16 protein-coding genes are annotated in these 17,338 nt (G+C 53.5%); 8 read left to right on the forward strand and 8 right to left on the reverse strand.

Annotation, left to right across the window (positions count from 1 at the left end; translation table 11 throughout):
- Positions 1-64 precede the first annotated feature (64 nt).
- Genes rseC through rpoE form a run of 4 tightly spaced genes read right to left on the reverse strand, consistent with a single transcriptional unit; the run spans position 65 to position 2,751 of the window.
- Entirely contained in the window at positions 65-544 is a 480-nt protein-coding gene (rseC, locus tag RT644_RS17775) for a SoxR-reducing system protein RseC (protein WP_020454750.1), read from the reverse strand.
- Entirely contained in the window at positions 541-1,494 is a 954-nt protein-coding gene (gene rseB / locus RT644_RS17780; RefSeq protein ID WP_020454751.1) for a sigma-E factor regulatory protein RseB, read from the reverse strand. Before rseB ends, rseC begins: the two co-directional genes overlap by 4 nt.
- Complete coding sequence (gene rseA / locus RT644_RS17785) at positions 1,494-2,144, reverse strand: anti-sigma-E factor RseA (RefSeq protein WP_097400249.1); 651 nt, start codon at positions 2,142-2,144, stop codon at positions 1,494-1,496. Before rseA ends, rseB begins: the two co-directional genes overlap by 1 nt.
- Before the next feature lie 31 nt (positions 2,145-2,175).
- Positions 2,176-2,751 (reverse strand): RNA polymerase sigma factor RpoE, encoded by a 576-nt coding sequence (gene rpoE, locus RT644_RS17790; RefSeq protein ID WP_000003307.1) that lies wholly within the window; start codon positions 2,749-2,751, stop codon positions 2,176-2,178.
- A gap of 422 nt (positions 2,752-3,173) precedes the next feature.
- On the opposite strand from rpoE, the gene nadB reads away from it, so the two are divergent.
- Entirely contained in the window at positions 3,174-4,793 is a 1,620-nt protein-coding gene (gene nadB, locus RT644_RS17795) for an L-aspartate oxidase (RefSeq protein ID WP_313627396.1), read from the forward strand.
- Here the strand turns inward: nadB and trmN are convergent.
- A complete protein-coding gene (gene trmN / locus RT644_RS17800) occupies positions 4,778-5,515 on the reverse strand; it encodes a tRNA(1)(Val) (adenine(37)-N(6))-methyltransferase TrmN (protein WP_313627397.1) in 738 nt (245 codons plus the stop codon). The genes nadB and trmN overlap by 16 nt on opposite strands.
- A gap of 129 nt (positions 5,516-5,644) precedes the next feature.
- Between trmN and srmB the strand changes: the two genes are divergently transcribed.
- Positions 5,645-6,979, forward strand: coding sequence for an ATP-dependent RNA helicase SrmB (gene srmB / locus RT644_RS17805; RefSeq protein WP_097407585.1), 1,335 nt, complete (start codon positions 5,645-5,647; stop codon positions 6,977-6,979).
- 42 nt (positions 6,980-7,021) lie between these two features.
- Here srmB and grcA read toward each other — a convergent pair whose 3' ends face one another.
- Entirely contained in the window at positions 7,022-7,405 is a 384-nt protein-coding gene (gene grcA, locus RT644_RS17810) for an autonomous glycyl radical cofactor GrcA (RefSeq protein WP_020454756.1), read from the reverse strand.
- Between the two features lie 314 nt (positions 7,406-7,719).
- Between grcA and ung the strand changes: the two genes are divergently transcribed.
- A complete protein-coding gene (gene ung, locus RT644_RS17815) occupies positions 7,720-8,409 on the forward strand; it encodes a uracil-DNA glycosylase (RefSeq protein WP_020454757.1) in 690 nt (229 codons plus the stop codon).
- Between the two features lie 209 nt (positions 8,410-8,618).
- Here ung and RT644_RS17820 read toward each other — a convergent pair whose 3' ends face one another.
- On the reverse strand, positions 8,619-9,737 hold the full coding sequence (locus tag RT644_RS17820) for a tRNA/rRNA methyltransferase (protein WP_269230551.1): 1,119 nt from the start codon (positions 9,735-9,737) through the stop codon (positions 8,619-8,621).
- Between the two features lie 204 nt (positions 9,738-9,941).
- On the opposite strand from RT644_RS17820, the gene trxC reads away from it, so the two are divergent.
- From trxC to RT644_RS17845, 5 genes are all read left to right on the forward strand, one after another.
- The gene (gene trxC / locus RT644_RS17825; protein WP_020454759.1) at positions 9,942-10,361 is read left to right on the forward strand and encodes a thioredoxin TrxC; all 420 of its coding nucleotides are present in this window, start codon (positions 9,942-9,944) and stop codon (positions 10,359-10,361) included.
- A 69-nt stretch (positions 10,362-10,430) separates the two neighbouring features.
- Positions 10,431-11,129 (forward strand): tRNA-uridine aminocarboxypropyltransferase, encoded by a 699-nt coding sequence (locus tag RT644_RS17830; protein ID WP_020454760.1) that lies wholly within the window; start codon positions 10,431-10,433, stop codon positions 11,127-11,129.
- 32 nt (positions 11,130-11,161) lie between these two features.
- Positions 11,162-13,816: a GNAT family N-acetyltransferase gene (locus tag RT644_RS17835; RefSeq protein ID WP_313627398.1), complete on the forward strand. Its 2,655-nt coding sequence runs from the start codon at positions 11,162-11,164 to the stop codon at positions 13,814-13,816.
- 119 nt (positions 13,817-13,935) lie between these two features.
- Positions 13,936-15,291 carry a CDP-diacylglycerol--serine O-phosphatidyltransferase gene (gene pssA / locus RT644_RS17840; RefSeq protein WP_020454762.1) on the forward strand — a complete coding sequence of 452 codons (1,356 nt, stop codon included), beginning with the start codon at positions 13,936-13,938 and terminating at the stop codon, positions 15,289-15,291.
- Positions 15,292-15,336: 45 nt separating this feature from the next.
- Positions 15,337-15,657, forward strand: a complete 321-nt coding sequence (locus RT644_RS17845) for a YfiM family lipoprotein (RefSeq protein ID WP_097407588.1) — start codon at positions 15,337-15,339, stop codon at positions 15,655-15,657.
- 3 nt (positions 15,658-15,660) lie between these two features.
- Here the strand turns inward: RT644_RS17845 and RT644_RS17850 are convergent, their stop codons facing one another.
- On the reverse strand, positions 15,661-16,959 hold the full coding sequence (locus RT644_RS17850; RefSeq protein WP_313627399.1) for an MFS family transporter: 1,299 nt from the start codon (positions 16,957-16,959) through the stop codon (positions 15,661-15,663).
- Positions 16,960-17,338: the final 379 nt, after the last annotated feature.

Raw genomic sequence — 17,338 nt, forward strand, 5'->3', positions numbered from 1 at the left:
ATGCGGGGAAATGCTGATACCAGGCAGAAAAGTATCGCTATTATCGTAAGACTTAAAGAGGATATTACGGCTGGCGTTCAGCGGATGCGTTGTCGACGCGGATAAGATCCGGAGGCAGGCCGACGCTGAGAATAACCGGCTGCCATTCGCTGCGAGTGGCAAGCTTTGGCGACAAACCACGGGCCAGTAAAAAACCGCCGACGCCGCCAAGCACTGCGCCGCAAAGCGCGGCGAGATCCTGGCCGAAGAGCGCCTGGAAAATGGCGCCCATGACAAACAGGCCTACCAGCGGCGACATATAGACCAGTACCGCGGAGCCCAGCAGGCTGCTCTCGGCGATGCCTAATTCAACTTTCTGCCCGGCAACTAACGGCTCGGCACTGGGCACGGCAATGGTATGCGTGGTTTGCGGACCGAGTTTATTCAGCACGCGGCTGCCGCAACCGGCACGCGAAGCGCAACTGCTACAGGAAGCTTTGACATCACATTCGACCAGCGCGTTACCATTTTGCCAGGAAACGACGGTCGCCCACTCTTTTATCATTGTGCGGCCTTAAATTTGAGACTGTCCGCAATACGTTTTGCGGTTTGCGGCGGCAATTCACCGACAACCGTGATTTCAGCGTTATCACGAACCGTCGTGCTCACGGTACGTCGACCGGTGCGCAGCATCTGATCGGCGCTGTTCTGATTAGCACGGTTAACGTTAACGGAGAAGCTGAACAAGCCGTCGGAATAGAGGCGGGATTCAACGGGCATATCCATGGTTGGCAGTTGGCGGCGGCTGCTGGAGACTTCGCTAAACCCTTGGGGCAACCAGGCCGGTTCCCAGTTAAACACGACGTTATCGCCAGCCGGAAGTGAAAGCAGCGGCGGCAAACTGGCTTTCGCCAGTGTTTGCATGCTGTTGGTCACCTGGCCGTTGACGGTAACAGCAATAACGCGGAACTGTTCAAGGGTTTCACCATCACGATCAAGCAAATCAACGCGCATCGGCAGGCGGGTTTCTTCATCCATCCACACAATATAGCTATAACGGGTGCCATCACGCGCCACAACACGGATCACTTCGCACAACCGGTCGGCAATGCGCGTGCGTCCCACTGAGATGAAATCGTAATAGGGAGAAAGACGTTTGAAGTCGGTATAAACCAGCGACGGCAATGAATCGACGATGAAGTTGCCGTTGAGCGTGAAAGGCTCAAGACCCGGCTCGAAGTAGCTGATCTCATTGCCACGCTGTACCACTTCGCGGCGGGGGCCGTCCATTTGCAACAACTGCGCAAGCGGCTGATCGTTAAGACGCACATGGCGGTAGCGTAACGATTCAACACCCTGCTTATTGATGCTGACAAAAGAGAGTTCATAGTTGAGCGACTGGCTCGCCACGTTCATTTGCTGCAGCAACGCCCCGGACGAAACATCAGCCGAGGCGTTGACAGAGAAGAACAAGCCAGTAGCCACAAAAGACATGGCACACCAAAGTTGCTTCATTACTGCGATTGCGTTCCTAAAGTTTGATTTCCTGGCACTTGAACAGCTGCTTGCTGTGTTTGCGCCTGCTCAAACTGAAGCTGTTCGGAGTGCAGACGGCGTTGCAGTTCATAATCCTGCAGCATCGCATTAATGCGACGACGTTGTTCCTGCACCTGCTGTTGCTGACCGGCATTTGCCGTCGCATCAGACGGAACACCCAAACTCACCGGACTGGCTTTGCCCATCATCGGCAGCGTATTAAACACTGGCGCTTCGGGCTGCTGGGTTGATTCAGCCGAGCCATTATAGTGCTGGACGCCAACAATTACAGCAAGCGATACGCATGCCGCAACGCCCATCTGGGTAAGCTGGCTGGCCCACGGACGAACTTTGTGCCAGAACGGCATTTTCTGCCATTGGTGAGGAGCGGGCTGAGCTTCAGGAATCAATGGCGCCGGCGCCTGAACAGCGTCATTCTCAATCGCGGCCATTACTCGGGCTGAGATATCGAAATGGAGGAGATCGGCGGTGTCACCACGCATGGAATCGCGGATGAGATGGTAGCTCTCCCAGGTTTTCTGCATTTCCGGATCCTGAGACAACTCAACGAGCAGCTCACTATCCAGCGTTTCACCATCCATTAAAGCGGAAAGTTGTTCTTTCTGCATGCCTAATACCTTTTTCAGTATCCCGCTATCGTCAACGCCTGATAAGCGGTTGAACTTTATTATCAATAGCTTCCCGCGCACGGAAGATACGCGAACGAACGGTACCTACCGGACAATCCATTATGGCCGCAATCTCTTCATAACTCAGGCCATCCAGCTCCCGCAACGTAATTGCCATACGTAAATCTTCCGGGAGTGACTCAATGGTACGAAAAACTATTTGTCGCAGTTCTTCTGACAACATTAAGTTCTCAGGGTTCGAAATTTCTTTCAGTGCACCGCCACTTTCGAAGTTTTCTGCTTCAATTGCGTCCACATCACTGGATGGCGGCCTGCGCCCTTGGGCAACCAGGTAATTTTTCGCTGTATTAACCGCAATTCGGTACAGCCAGGTATAAAAAGCGCTATCCCCCCTGAATGAATCAAGCGCGCGATAGGCTTTTATAAATGACTCTTGTACGACATCAGGCACATCGCCCGAAGGGACATAACGGGAAACCAGACTCGCCACTTTATGCTGGTAGCGCACCACCAGTAAGTTAAACGCTTTCTGATCTCCTTTCTGGACCCTTTCGACCAGGACCTGATCCGTTAACTGCTCGCTCATCCGAGGTAAAGTCTCCCCAAAACCAATTTCCACGCGTATCCAGAACGCCACTCCAATACTGCACTATATGAGCAAGCAGCCAGTTAGAGGGGCAGTATGTGATAAAGTTCCGTTACGCCTTTGTTTTTGTGCATCGTTCCACAGACTTTTCATTCTCACTCATTATAAGTCCGCAAACTTTGAACAATGTGTTTTCTCAAAGAAAAGACCTTAAGACCGCCAGAGAGTAACGCAATACCGCTTTTTTTTCATCTCTAATACGCCCTCGCTAACAAACTGCTTATTAATAGCTTTTTTCCGGTTATCTCTTTTCCCCCTTACCTACATGTTTAGCCGTTAATACAAGAGCAACAAAAAACAGTGATCAATTGCCGCTTACGGTGCTATGCTGCGCAAACACTGTTTAGTAAATTAAACAAACCATGAAAACGACTCCTGAACTCTCCTGTGATGTACTGGTCATCGGCAGCGGCGCGGCCGGTCTTTCGGTGGCTTTACGGCTTGCAGACAAACATAAGGTCATTGTTTTAAGCAAGGGTCCCATTAGCGAAGGTTCGACATTTTATGCGCAGGGCGGTATCGCTGCGGTATTTGATGAAACCGATAGCATCGAATCGCATGTGGAAGACACGCTGATTGCCGGTGCCGGGATTGTGGAGCGCCATGCCGCCGAGTTTGTCGCCAGCAACGCGCGCCAGTGTGTCCAGTGGCTTATTGATCAAGGCGTGTTGTTTGATACCGAAGTCGCTGCCAACGGCGAAGCCAGTTACCATCTCACGCGCGAAGGCGGGCATAGCCACCGCCGCATTCTGCATAGCGCCGACGCGACCGGCAAAGAGGTCGAAAACACGCTGGTCACCCAGGCGATTAACCATCCGAACATTCGCGTGCTTGAGCGCTGCAATGCGGTGGATCTGATTATCTCCGACAAAATTGGCCTGGCCGGAACGCGCCGTGTGGTGGGCGCGTGGGTGTGGAACCGTAATAAAGAACAGGTGGAAACTTGCCAGGCAAAAGCTGTGGTACTGGCAACCGGTGGCGCCTCAAAGGTCTATCAGTACACCACCAATCCGGATATCGCCTCCGGGGACGGTATCGCCATGGCCTGGCGTGCGGGCTGTCGGGTGGCGAACCTGGAGTTTAATCAATTTCACCCTACCGCCCTGTTCCACCCGCAGGCGCGCAACTTCCTGCTCACGGAAGCGTTACGCGGTGAAGGCGCACATTTGAAACGCCCGGACGGCACCCGTTTCATGCCAGATTTTGACGCGCGGGGCGAGTTAGCGCCACGCGATGTGGTCGCCCGTGCGATCGATCATGAAATGAAACGCCTCGGCGTCGATTGCATGTATCTCGATATCAGCCATAAACCGGCTGAATTTATCCGTCACCATTTCCCGATGATTTATGAAAAGTTGCTCGGGCTTGGCATTGATTTAACCAAAGAGCCTGTTCCGATTGTACCCGCGGCACATTACACCTGCGGCGGCGTCATGATTGACGATCGCGGGCGTACCGACGTCGACGGGCTGTATGCCATTGGGGAAGTGAGCTATAGCGGTTTGCACGGAGCAAACCGCATGGCGTCGAACTCGCTACTGGAGTGTCTGGTCTACGGCTGGTCTGCAGCGGAAGATATCGCCCACCGTTTACCGCATGCCCAGGCGGTCACGACGTTGCCAGCATGGGATGAAAGTCGCGTGGACGATGCCGATGAACGGGTTATTCTGCAACACAACTGGCACGAATTACGGCTGTTTATGTGGGATTACGTCGGTATTGTGCGCACCACTAAACGCCTTGAACGGGCGCAGCGCCGTATTACGTTGTTGCAGCAGGAAATCGATGAATACTACGCGAACTTCCGTGTTTCGAATAACCTGCTGGAATTGCGCAACCTGGTGCAAGTCGCGGAGTTAATTGTCCGCTGTGCGATGGCGCGCAAAGAGAGCCGCGGGTTGCATTTCACGCTGGATTACCCCGATTTACTGCCGGAATCCGGCCCGACAGTGCTCTCGCCACAAAACTACATAAACAGATAAAACGCCTGGGTCAGCGCAGTGTAGCTCTCTGAGTAACGCTGATCTGGCCCACGGATCACCAGACGATCGGCAAACATTTCGCCATCTCGCGGTGAGAAAGCCAGCAGGACCCGATGCGGCAAGCGGCTTTCTGTTTCAGTCACATCCGTACGCAAACGCAGATGCCAGCCCAGCGTTTGCGCTTTGCTGACAAAGGCTTCGCTGATTTCAATCGGCAGAACGACGCAGAAAAATCCCTCTTCCGTAATCAGCGTTGCGCCAATTTCCAGCAAGGACTGATGATCAAGCGTTGTGGTATAGCGCGCTTTATCGCGCTCTGGCGTGGCGCATTGCACCCCTTCGTCAAAATAGGGTGGATTGCTGACAATCAGATCGAAGCGGGCGGTGTTTTCCGTGCTCCACTGGCAGATATCCGCCTGATGCACGGTAATGCGCTCCGCCCACGGCGAGGCCTGGACATTTTCCTGTGCCTGCCCCGCAGCTTGCTCATCCAGCTCGACGGCATCAATTGTTACTTCTGGCGATGTGCGTTGCGCCAGCATCAGCGCCAGCAGCCCACTGCCGGTACCAATGTCCAGCACATGCCGCGCTTTGGAAACTGGTGCCCACGCGCCTAACATCACCCCATCGGTGCCCACTTTCATGGCACAGCGATCGTGCGCAACAAAAAAATCTTTAAACGTGAAGCCGTCACGGCGCAACTGAGCCTTTGACTGGGACATCTTTACAACCTCGATTCGGAAACCGGTGTAGCATAGGGGAAAGCAAAGCGCCGGAAAAGCAATAAGCAGACAACAGATGAAGATTGCAGCCGTAACGTCTATAATCGGCGCCCCACACAGAGGTAGATCATGACTGTAACGACTTTTTCCGAACTCGAACTTGACGACAGCCTACTGGACGCGCTCCAGAGTAAAGGCTTTACACGCCCGACCGCCATCCAGGCCGCCGCCATTCCGCCTGCGCTTGAAGGGCGTGATGTCCTCGGTTCCGCCCCTACCGGCACCGGTAAAACGGCGGCATATCTGCTGCCTGCGTTGCAGCACCTTCTGGACTTCCCGCGTAAAAAATCCGGCCCGCCGCGTATCCTGATCCTGACGCCGACCCGCGAACTGGCGATGCAGGTTGCCGATCACGCGCGTGAACTTGCCGCGAACACGCATCTGGATATCGCCACCATTACCGGCGGTGTCGCGTATATGAACCACGCGGAAGTGTTCAGCGAAAACCAGGATATCGTGGTCGCGACCACTGGCCGCCTGCTGCAATATATTAAAGAAGAGAACTTCGACTGCCGCGCGGTAGAAACGCTGATCCTTGACGAAGCAGACCGCATGCTGGACATGGGCTTCGCACAAGATATCGAGCATATTGCCGGTGAAACCCGCTGGCGTAAGCAGACCATGCTGTTCTCCGCAACGCTGGAAGGCGAGGCCATTAAAAATTTTGCTGAGCGCCTGCTGGAAGATCCTGTCGAAGTTTCCGCCACGCCATCAACGCGTGAGCGCAAGAAAATTCACCAGTGGTACTACCGTGCCGATGACGTCGCCCATAAAACCGCGCTGCTGGTACATCTGCTCAAGCAACCTGAAGTTAGCCGCTCTATCGTGTTTGTGCGCAAACGCGAACGTGTGCATGAGCTGGCGAACTGGCTGCGTGAAGCGGGTATCAACAACTGCTATCTCGAAGGTGAGATGGTACAGGCGAAGCGTAACGAAGCGATCAAACGCCTGACTGAAGGTCGTGTGAATGTGCTGGTCGCCACCGATGTCGCCGCTCGCGGCATTGATATCGATGATGTCAGCCACGTCTTTAACTTCGATCTGCCGCGCAGCGGCGATACCTACCTGCACCGCATCGGTCGTACAGGCCGCGCGGGTCGTAAAGGCACCGCGATTTCGCTGGTCGAAGCGCACGATCATCTGCTGCTGGGTAAAATTGGCCGTTATGTTGAAGAGCCGCTGAAGCCGCGCGTAATAGATGAATTGCGTGCGAAAACGCGCGCTCCCAGTGAAAAGCTGACAGGCAAACCGTCGAAGAAAGTGCTGGCGAAGCGCGCAGAGAAGAAAAAAGAGAAAGAAAAAGAGAAACCGCGCGTGAAGCAACGCCATCGTGACACCAAAAACATTGGCAAGCGACGTAAGCCGAGCGCTGCAAGTACTGCGCCGCAAAATACAGAAGAGTAAAAAAACGCCGGGATATCCCGGCGTTTTTATGTGTGCCTGAAATTACAGGCTTTCAGTAAATGTACGAGCAATAACGTCGCGCTGCTGTTCTGGCGTCAGAGAGTTAAAACGCACAGCATAACCGGAGACACGAATCGTCAGCTGTGGGTATTTTTCCGGGTGTTCAACGGCATCAAGCAGTGTTTCACGACGCAGCACGTTAACGTTCAGATGCTGGCCGCCTTCAACGCGCACTTCCGGTTTCACTTCCATCGGAATTTCACGGTATTCGATATCGCCGAGTTTGCTAACCGCAACCACTTCATCTTCTGCATAACCCGCTTTGGCACATACGCAACGAGCTTCGCCTTTGTCGTTATCGAGCAGCCAGAACGAATTCAGCAGGTTGTCATTGGCAGCTTTAGTAATCTGGATACCAGTAATCATGAATAGCCTCCCTTAGGCACATTATTTGATTAGCCGGAATCTTTCCGGCCAATTGGTAAAACCATTGTTGTCTGATTGTTTATATACCAGTCCGACATGCGGCATTCTTTGATTTAAATCAATAAAAACCACACAGTGAAAATGGCTATTGAGGAATATACTTGTTTTATATCAAGTTACACCAGTCACACCGACTTAAAATTTTTGTAAATTTTAAAAATATTTTTAGGATTTTCGTTCACGGACGACAGTGAATTTTGTTCCGGGGAAATAAGCAGTTAAGCTACGGGGAACGAACTTCGCAGGAGAGCGGGATGACCACTTCATTAACATGGCATGATGTGCTGGCAGAAGAAAAACAGCAGCCGTACTTTATTAATACCCTTAGCACGGTGGCGGCTGAACGCCAGTCCGGAATAACCATCTATCCGCCGCAGAAAGATGTGTTCAACGCCTTTCGTTTCACTGAGCTTGGCGATGTCAAAGTTGTGATCCTCGGCCAGGATCCCTACCACGGCCCGGGACAAGCTCACGGTTTGGCGTTTTCTGTTCTTCCGGGCATTGCACCTCCCCCTTCTCTGCTGAATATGTATAAAGAGCTGGAAGCCAGCATCCCGGGTTTTGTGCGCCCGCAACATGGTTATCTCGAAAGCTGGGCGCGTCAGGGCGTGCTGCTACTTAATACCGTACTCACCGTACGCGCCGGTCAGGCGCACTCGCACGCAAGCCTCGGCTGGGAAACCTTCACCGATAAAGTGATTAGCCTGATTAATGAACACCGCGAAGGCGTGGTCTTTCTGCTTTGGGGTTCGCACGCACAGAAAAAAGGGGCGATTATCGACACAAAACGCCATCATGTTCTGAAAGCACCGCATCCGTCACCGCTCTCCGCGCACCGTGGATTTTTCGGCTGTAACCATTTTGTCCTGGCGAATCAATGGCTGGAAAAACAGGGCGAAACGCCAATCGACTGGATGCCGACACTCCCGGCAGAGAGTAAGTAAAAATCAGCCTCCAGAAAAGACGGCGTTAATTGCCCCCTGTAAGGACTTTAAAAAGCCTCTGCCAGGCTTGTGAGATTGAAATCCAACAGCAATAAAGCAGAGCCCAAAAGGTGTTGATGACCATACCCACAGGGTGTGATTTTCAGCGAGTAGAATAAAAAAATGCCAGCATTACGCTGGCATTTTTTATTGCATATGGCGTTGCGCTATCAGGCTTTATTTTGACGCCACCACTCTGCCAGCAACACGCCGGTTGCGACAGACACGTTGAGGCTTTCAACGTTGCCGGTGCCTTCAATTGAGACGCTTAAATCTGAACGAGACAGCGTCACATCAGACAAACCATCACGCTCCTGACCCAGCACCAGCACCATCTTTTTCGGCAACTCAGCTTTAAACAGCGGCGTTCCGTTGTGGCTGGAAGTGGTCACCAGCGCGTAACCCGCCTGGCGGAACTCTTCCAGCGCATCGACAAAGCTATCGCCGGTGATCGGCTGAACGTGTTCCGCGCCGCCTTCAGCCGTACGGACAGCCGCGCCAGATTCAACCACTGCCGCATCCTGCAATACCACGCCTTTCACACCGAAATGTGCGCAGCTACGCATAATTGCGCCGAGGTTGTGCGGGTTGCCCACATCTTCCAGCGCCAGCACGCAATCTTCTTCTGCGGCATTCGCCACCCATTTCTGGACGCTAAGACCATTACGCTTTTTGATCAGGAAGCATACGCCGCCGTGATGTTCTGTACCGGAGGCTTTCGCCAGTTCGTCTTCATCAACCACATGATACGCTTTACGGTTCGCGGCCATCCAGCGCAGAGCTTCTTTAAAACGCGGGGTCACGCTCTGCACAAACCAGGCGCGGACAATCGATTCAGGACGGCTGCTGAACAGTGCCTGGCAGGCATTTTCGCCATAGACGCGCGTCTCTTCCGCGCGCTGACGGCGCAGCACTTCCGGATCGATAAAACTTTTACCGCTAATACCACCGTGATCCGGTTTTTCCGGCGTTTCGTCGCCCGGCGCACGGGAAACGGTACGCCACGGCGAATCACTCTGGTTACTGAAATTGTCTCGCTGCGGGCGGCTTCTGTCATCACGAGCAGGGCGGCCCCGGTCATCGCGAGCAGAACGACTTCTGTCGTCACGGCCAGCACGACCTTTATCATCGCGGGAGGTGCGACGGTCATCGCCACCGCGCGAAGACGTTCCGCTACGCGCTGGCCCTTTCCCGGTGCGCGGGTTATAGCCACGTTTATCGGAATCATCATCACTGCGGACATACATCACTTTGACCTTGCCGCTTTTATTCTTTAATTCATCGTTCATGCTTTTCTCCACCAGCGCTGCGCGAAGCGCGCAGATTACCTGATGTGCTGGCGCTTAGCCATTAATTCGTTCAAAAGTTATCGGCTATTGTACTCATTGAATAAAACGCGTTGTCGTTTAAAACCTTCTTATCAATAATATGTAACATTGAAGAAACATACCGGCGAAACGCCGCTTTGTACCATCGCTTCCCTGAGGTTAGTTATGAATACCGTATGTGCAAGCTGTCAGGCGCTGAACCGCATTCCTGAAGAAAGAATGAACGACGGCGCGAAATGTGGGCGCTGTGGACATGAGCTGTTCGATGGAGATGTAATCAATGCGACTGGCGAAACCCTGGATAAGCTGCTGAAAGATGACCTGCCTGTGGTTGTCGATTTCTGGGCGCCATGGTGCGGCCCGTGCCGCAACTTCGCGCCGATTTTCGAAGATGTCGCAGAAGAACGCAGCGGTAAAGTACGCTTTGTAAAAGTTAACACCGAAGCCGAGCGCGAGCTCAGTGCGCGTTTCCGCATTCGCAGTATTCCAACCATTATGCTGTTCAAAAATGGCGAAGTGGTGGACATGCTAAGTGGCGCGATGCCAAAAGCGCCGTTCGACAGCTGGCTTAACGAATCACTGTAATCCTTTCGGGGCGCATCTTGTGCCCCGTTTTCAGCTCTGCGACAATGGCGTTTTTCTTGCGCGACCTTCATGACCAATAACGCTGTTCTCCAACTCCGTGCTGAGCGCCTTGCCCGCTCGACGCGCCCGTTTCTGGCGCGTGGCAACCGTATTCGCCGCTGCCAGCGCTGCTTGCTGCCGCTGAAAAACTGTCTGTGTGATACCTTAAAACCGGCTTGCGCCAATAGCCGTTTTTGCCTGGTCATGTTCGACACCGAGCCAATGAAACCCAGTAACACCGGGCGTTTGATTGCCGATATCCTGCCCGATACGCAGGCTTTTCAATGGTCGCGTACCGAACCACCGCAAGCGCTTATTGATTTATGTACCAGTGACGAGTACCAACCGATGGTTGTCTTCCCGGCGTCTTACGCGGGCAGCGAACGTCAGGTGTTGAGCGCTCCCGCCGCCGGCAAACCGCCACTGTTTATTATGCTGGATGGCACCTGGACCGAAGCGCGTAAAATGTTTCGCAAAAGTCCCTATCTGGATGCATTACCGGTTATCTCCGTCGATCTGTCACGCGTGTCTGCCTATCGTTTAAGAGAAGCGCATGCAGACGATCAATACTGCACAGCGGAAGTGGCCATTGCCCTGTTGGATCTCGCTGGCGACAACACCGCAGCGCAAGCGCTCAGCGATCACTTCACCCTGTTCCGCGAGCGTTACCTGGCGGGGAAACCGCATCATCCATCCGCCATCACAGCAAACGCCGTAGAAAACGTTTAATATCATCGGGTCACTCTTTTGCGGAGGCCGGTATGAGCCAACGAGGGCTGGAAGCGTTATTACGTCCCCGATCGATTGCGGTGGTGGGTGCATCCATGAAGCCGGATCGCGCGGGTTTTTTAATGATGCGCAATTTACTGGCAGGCGGTTTCGCCGGTCCTGTCTTACCGGTAACGCCCGCCTATAAAGCAGTTCAGGGTGTTCTGGCGTGGCCGGATGTCGCCAGCCTGCCTTTCACGCCCGATCTTGCGGTGTTGTGTACCCACGCTAAACGTAATTTGACGCTGCTTGAGGCGCTCGGCCAAAAGGGGTGTAAAACCTGCATTATTCTTTCCGCTCCGCCCGAGCAGCATGCCGATTTGCTGGCCTGCGCTGGCCGCTATCAGATGCGGTTGCTTGGCCCAAACAGCCTGGGCTTGCTCGCCCCCTGGCAAGGCCTTAACGCCAGTTTTTCGCCGGTGCCGATTACACGCGGCAAACTGGCGTTTATTTCCCAGTCTGCCGCCGTCTCCAATACCATCCTCGACTGGGCGCAGCAGCGGGAAATGGGGTTTTCTTATTTCATCGCACTCGGCGATAGCCTCGATATTGATGTTGATGAACTGCTCGATTTCCTGGCGCGCGACAGTAAAACCAGCGCTATCCTGCTCTATCTGGAACAGCTAAGTGACGCCCGTCGCTTTGTTTCCGCCGCACGTAGCGCATCACGTAATAAACCGATTCTGGTCATAAAAAGCGGTCGCAGCCCGGAAGCGCAGCGTCTGCTGCATTCCCATGCGGGGCTCGATCCGGCCTGGGATGCGGCAATTCAGCGCGCCGGTTTATTGCGGGTACAGGATACCCATGAACTTTTTTCCGCCGTCGAAACGCTCAGCCATATGCGCCCGTTGCGCGGCGAACGGTTGATGATCATCAGTAATGGCGCAGCCCCCGCCGCACTGGCACTGGATGAACTGTGGTCACGCAACGGTAAGCTGGCCACGCTGAGTGAAGAGACAATAACGCAGTTGCGCGCCGTGCTGCCGGAGTATGTGGAACCCGCTAACCCGCTGGACTTGCGCGATGACGCCAGCAGCGAGCGTTACATCGCCGCGTTGAATATTCTGCTCGACAGCCAGGATTACGATGCGCTGATGGTGATCCACGCGCCCAGCGCCGCAGCGCCCGGCAGCGAAAGCGCGGTGGCGTTAATTGACGCGCTGAAAAAACACCCACGCGGGAAATACGTTACCGTATTGACCAACTGGTGCGGTGAGTTTTCCTCGCAGGAAGCGCGGCGTCTGTTCAGCGAAGCCGGGTTGCCAACTTACCGAACGCCTGAAGGCACCATCACGGCCTTTATGCATATGGTGGAATATCGGCGAAACCAGAAACAGCTACGTGAAACGCCAGCGATCTCAGTGAGCCTGACAGCAGATACCGCCGCAGCACACAACCTTCTGCAACAGGCACTGGCCGATGGTGCATCAACGCTGGATACCCATGAAGTGCAGCCAATTTTACGCGCCTGGGGGCTGCAAACGCTGCCGACCTGGATTGCCAGCGACAGTGCGGAAGCCGTGCATATTGCCGAACAGATTGGCTACCCGGTCGCGCTGAAATTACGCTCTCCCGATATCCCACATAAGTCGGAAGTCCAGGGGGTAATGCTTTATCTGCGTACCGCGAAAGAGGTGCAGCAGGCTGCTGATGCGATTATCGATCGCGTCAAAATGAACTGGCCGCAGGCGCGCATCCATGGTTTGCAAGTGCAGAGCATGGCGAACCGTGCTGGCGCACAGGAACTGCGTGTCGTGGTAGAACACGATCCAGTTTTTGGCCCGCTGATCATGTTAGGTGAAGGCGGCGTTGAGTGGCGGGCAGAGGATCAAGCCGCTGTGGCGCTTCCACCACTGAACATGAATCTGGCGCGCTACCTGGTCATTCAGGCGATCAAAAGTAAAAAGATCCGCGGGCGCAGCGCATTACGCACGCTGGATATCGCTGGCCTGAGCCAGTTTTTAGTTCAGGTCTCAAATTTGATTGTCGATTGCCCGGAAATCGAACGGCTCGACATTCATCCTTTGCTGGCTTCCGGCAGCGAATTCACGGCGCTGGATGTCACAATGTCTATTGCGCCCAGCGCCGGGAACGGTGAGACGCGTCTTGCGATTCGCCCCTATCCGCAGCATCTGGAAGAACATGTTGAGATGAGAAATGGCGAACAGTGCTTGTTCCGCCCGATTCTTCCCGAGGACGAACCTCAGTTGCAGGCATTTATTGCCAGGGTGACAAAAGAAGATCTCTATTATCGCTACTTTAGCGAGATCAACGAATTTACCCACGATGATTTAGCGAATATGACGCAGATCGACTACGATCGGGAAATGGCCTTCGTGGCCGTGCGCAGCACCGATCAGGGCGAAGAGATTTTGGGCGTAACCCGCGCTATTTCCGATCCGGATAATATCGACGCTGAATTTGCCGTGCTGGTGCGATCCGATTTGAAAGGGCTCGGGCTCGGACGACGTTTACTTGAAAAGCTCATCAGTTATACCCGGGATCACGGACTTAAGCGCTTGAATGGTATTACTATGCCCAACAATCGCGGCATGGTGACACTGGCGCGTAAACTGGGATTCGATGTCGATATCCAACTGGAAGATGGCATAGTCGGTTTGTCGCTCCATCTGACACAGACAGAGTAATCCCGAGTAAGGTACTGGAAATGTTGACCACTTTAGCAGGCTCGGTGTTATTATTGCCCGCTTATGTCGTCTGCATGCAACAGAAGACCCTTCAATAAACAGAGAAGAAACGCACTGTGATGTTGTCAAAATTTAAGCGTAATAAACATCAACAACACCTTGCCCAATTACCCAAGATTTCTCAGTCAGCTGATGATATAGAGTTCTTCTATGCTCCTGCTGATTTCAGGGAGACGCTGCTTGCGAAGATAGCCACCGCAACGCGCCGGATCTATATCATTGCCCTGTATCTTGAGCAGGATGATGGCGGGAAAGGAATTCTGAACGCGCTGTATGAAGCAAAACGCCAGCGCCCGGAGCTGGATGTTCGCGTCCTCGTTGACTGGCATCGCGCTCAGCGCGGCCGTATTGGCGCAGCAGCGTCGAATACCAATGCGGACTGGTACTGCCGTCTGGCGCAGGAAAACCCTGGCGTTGTCGTTCCCGTTTACGGCGTGCCGGTTAATACCCGCGAAGCGCTTGGCGTGCTCCACTTCAAAGGCTTTATTATTGATGACTGCGTGCTGTATAGCGGCGCGAGCCTTAACGATGTTTACCTGCATCAGCACGATAAATACCGCTATGACCGTTATCAGTTGATCCGCAATCCGCAGATGGCAGACGTCATGCAAGGCTGGGTTGAGCAGAATCTGATTCAGGGTCGTGGCGTGAACCGCCTTGACGATCCGCTGCGTCCTAAAAGCCCGGAAATCAAAAATGATATCCGCCTGTTCCGCCAGGAATTGCGCGATGCATCGTACCATTTCCAGGGCGATGCAGATAACGAACAGCTGGCAGTGACTCCGCTGGTTGGTCTGGGTAAATCCAGCCTGCTGAATAAGACGATTTTCCATCTGATGCCGTGCGCAGAGCACAAGCTGACGATTTGTACGCCCTATTTCAACCTGCCTGCGGTACTGGTACGCAATATTATTCAATTGCTGCGCGAGGGGAAAAAAGTCGAAATCATCGTTGGCGATAAGACGGCCAATGACTTTTTCATTCCTGAAGATGAGCCGTTTAAGATTATTGGCGCGTTGCCTTATCTGTATGAGATAAACCTGCGTCGTTTCTTAAGCCGCCTGCAATATTATGTGAATACCGACCAACTTGTCGTTCGCCTGTGGAAAGATGACGATAACAGTTACCACCTGAAAGGAATGTGGGTCGACGATGAGTGGATCCTGCTCACCGGGAACAACCTGAACCCGCGCGCCTGGCGTCTGGATCTGGAAAACGCGGTGCTCATCCACGATCCAAAACATGAGCTGGCCGCACAGCGTGATAAAGAGCTGGAGCTTATTCGCACGCACACCACAGTGGTAAATCATTACCGCGATTTGCAGAGCATTGCGGATTACCCGGTGAAAGTACGTAAGCTGATACGCCGCCTGCGCCGTATCCGCATTGATAAACTGATTAGCCGCATTCTTTAACCTTAAGCCCCGTCCCTGCGATGGGGCTTTTTTTCAGGTCTTCCAATGAAATACACCTTGCTGGCAACAACACTGCTGCTGACAGGCTGTAGCCATATGGCGAACGATAGCTGGAGCGGGCAGGATAAAGCACAACATTTTCTTGGTTCGGCCATGCTTTCCGCAGCCGGGAATGAATACGCACAACATCAGGGCATCAGCCGTGACCGAAGTGCGGTATACGGCCTGATGTTTTCTGTCAGCCTTGGCGCATCGAAAGAGTTATGGGATAGCCGCCCGGCAGGGAGCGGCTGGAGCTGGAAAGATTTCGCATGGGATGTTGCCGGTGCCACAACCGGTTTTGCCGTGTGGCAACTGGCAAGATAGACACTAAAGCCGGATGCCTTTCCCTTTACGATGCAGCATCAGGGAAACCAGAAATGCCAATGCGCCCATCACCGTAACGTACCAGAAAAAGCTGCTTTCAAAACCAGCCGATTTGAGCGACAGCGCAACATACTCTGCCGAACCACCAAACAGCGCATTCGCCACGGCATAAGATAACCCGACACCTAGCGCACGAACCTGCGCCGGGAACATCTCGGCTTTCAGGATCCCACTGATTGAGGTGTAGAAACTGACAATCACTAATGCCAGCATGACCAGCGCGAACGCGGCATAAGGCGAAGTGACGCTGTGCAGTGCGCTGAGAATCGGGACAGTACAGAGCGTGGCAAGGCCGCCGAACAGCAACATTGAGGAACGGCGGCCTATCTTGTCCGACAGCGCGCCGATAACGGGTTGAATGAGCATAAAGACAAATAACGCAACTGTCATAATGACGCTGGCAACGTTGGCATGCATTCCGGCGGTATTTACCAGATATTTTTGCATATAGGTGGTAAAGGTGTAGAACGCCAGTGAGCCGCCAGCCGTAAAGCCAAGCACCATAATGAAAGCCTTGCGGTTACGCCACAGCCCTGTTAGCGAGCCCGCTTCTTTCAGGGCTCGTACCTCCTGCCGTGAGGTTTCATCAAGTTGTCGGCGTAACCACAGCGCAACAATAGCCAGTGCGGCACCGAGCGCAAACGGAATACGCCATCCCCAGGCACGTAAATCTTCGTCGCTCAGAACCTGCTGCAATACAACCACAACCAACAGAGCCAGCAATTGCCCGCCGATCAACGTGACATACTGAAATGATGCGTAAAATCCTTTACGCCCTTCCACTGCAACTTCGCTCATATAAGTCGCGCTTGTGCCATATTCCCCCCCCACTGATAGTCCCTGGAACAGGCGCGCCAGCAGTAATAATGCTGGTGCCCAGGCACCGATGGAGTCATAACCGGGCAGGCAGGCGATGACCAGCGATCCCAGGCACATCATACACACCGAGATGAGCATCGATGCCTTACGTCCGCGCCTGTCAGCGATACGGCCAAATAACCAGCCTCCGATCGGTCGCATCAGGAAGCCTGCGGCAAAAACACCGGCGGTTTGTAATAACTGAGTTGTCGTATTGCCTGCGGGGAAAAAGATGTGCGCGAAATAGAGGGAGCAAAAGGAGTAGACATAGAAATCAAACCACTCCACCAGGTTACCTGATGAAGCGCCAATGATCGCCCATACCCTGCGTCGGGTATCGCTACTGGTGAGCGAGTCTCGTGTTGTCACACTGCTTTCTGCCATTCTATTGATACTCCTGCTAAAGATTTTGGAGATATGAACCTTGTGAATATCCATATCCACTCAGCGCAAAGATCAAAATGTTACACATTTGTTATATCACAGGAGTGATTTGCATCACATTTCAACTTAGCAAGGTAAGCAATTCAGAATAGGGCATGTGCGAACTTGAAAAAGCCCCGCGCTTACGCATGAGGCTTTGTTTGATCAGGCAGTCACGCCTGTTGTACGCTGGCGCCGGAGGCATGCTGCTTTTTCCGCCACGCACAGAGGGACTGCTGAAAACCAGCAACCAGCAACCAGCATCGCAGATGCTTAAGTTCGCAGCGCAGAAACGCAAAAAGGCCATCCGTCAGGATGGCCTCTTCACTTGTTTGATGCC

The sequence above is a fragment of the Kosakonia sp. genome (assembly GCF_032104925.1).
In the GTDB taxonomy this organism is placed as follows: Bacteria; Pseudomonadota; Gammaproteobacteria; order Enterobacterales; family Enterobacteriaceae; genus Kosakonia.

Bases quoted from the DNA above. Each gene is read 5' to 3' on its own strand.
- rseC (WP_020454750.1), bottom strand. From the start codon at position 544: ATGATAAAAGAGTGGGCGACCGTCGTTTCCTGGCAAAATGGTAACGCG.
- rseB (WP_020454751.1), bottom strand. From the start codon at position 1,494: ATGAAGCAACTTTGGTGTGCCATGTCTTTTGTGGCTACTGGCTTGTTC.
- rseA (WP_097400249.1), bottom strand. From the start codon at position 2,144: ATGCAGAAAGAACAACTTTCCGCTTTAATGGATGGTGAAACGCTGGAT.
- rpoE (WP_000003307.1), bottom strand. From the start codon at position 2,751: ATGAGCGAGCAGTTAACGGATCAGGTCCTGGTCGAAAGGGTCCAGAAA.
- nadB (WP_313627396.1), top strand. From the start codon at position 3,174: ATGAAAACGACTCCTGAACTCTCCTGTGATGTACTGGTCATCGGCAGC.
- trmN (WP_313627397.1), bottom strand. From the start codon at position 5,515: ATGTCCCAGTCAAAGGCTCAGTTGCGCCGTGACGGCTTCACGTTTAAA.
- srmB (WP_097407585.1), top strand. From the start codon at position 5,645: ATGACTGTAACGACTTTTTCCGAACTCGAACTTGACGACAGCCTACTG.
- grcA (WP_020454756.1), bottom strand. From the start codon at position 7,405: ATGATTACTGGTATCCAGATTACTAAAGCTGCCAATGACAACCTGCTG.
- ung (WP_020454757.1), top strand. From the start codon at position 7,720: ATGACCACTTCATTAACATGGCATGATGTGCTGGCAGAAGAAAAACAG.
- RT644_RS17820 (WP_269230551.1), bottom strand. From the start codon at position 9,737: ATGAACGATGAATTAAAGAATAAAAGCGGCAAGGTCAAAGTGATGTAT.
- trxC (WP_020454759.1), top strand. From the start codon at position 9,942: ATGAATACCGTATGTGCAAGCTGTCAGGCGCTGAACCGCATTCCTGAA.
- RT644_RS17830 (WP_020454760.1), top strand. From the start codon at position 10,431: ATGACCAATAACGCTGTTCTCCAACTCCGTGCTGAGCGCCTTGCCCGC.
- RT644_RS17835 (WP_313627398.1), top strand. From the start codon at position 11,162: ATGAGCCAACGAGGGCTGGAAGCGTTATTACGTCCCCGATCGATTGCG.
- pssA (WP_020454762.1), top strand. From the start codon at position 13,936: ATGTTGTCAAAATTTAAGCGTAATAAACATCAACAACACCTTGCCCAA.
- RT644_RS17845 (WP_097407588.1), top strand. From the start codon at position 15,337: ATGAAATACACCTTGCTGGCAACAACACTGCTGCTGACAGGCTGTAGC.
- RT644_RS17850 (WP_313627399.1), bottom strand. From the start codon at position 16,959: ATGGCAGAAAGCAGTGTGACAACACGAGACTCGCTCACCAGTAGCGAT.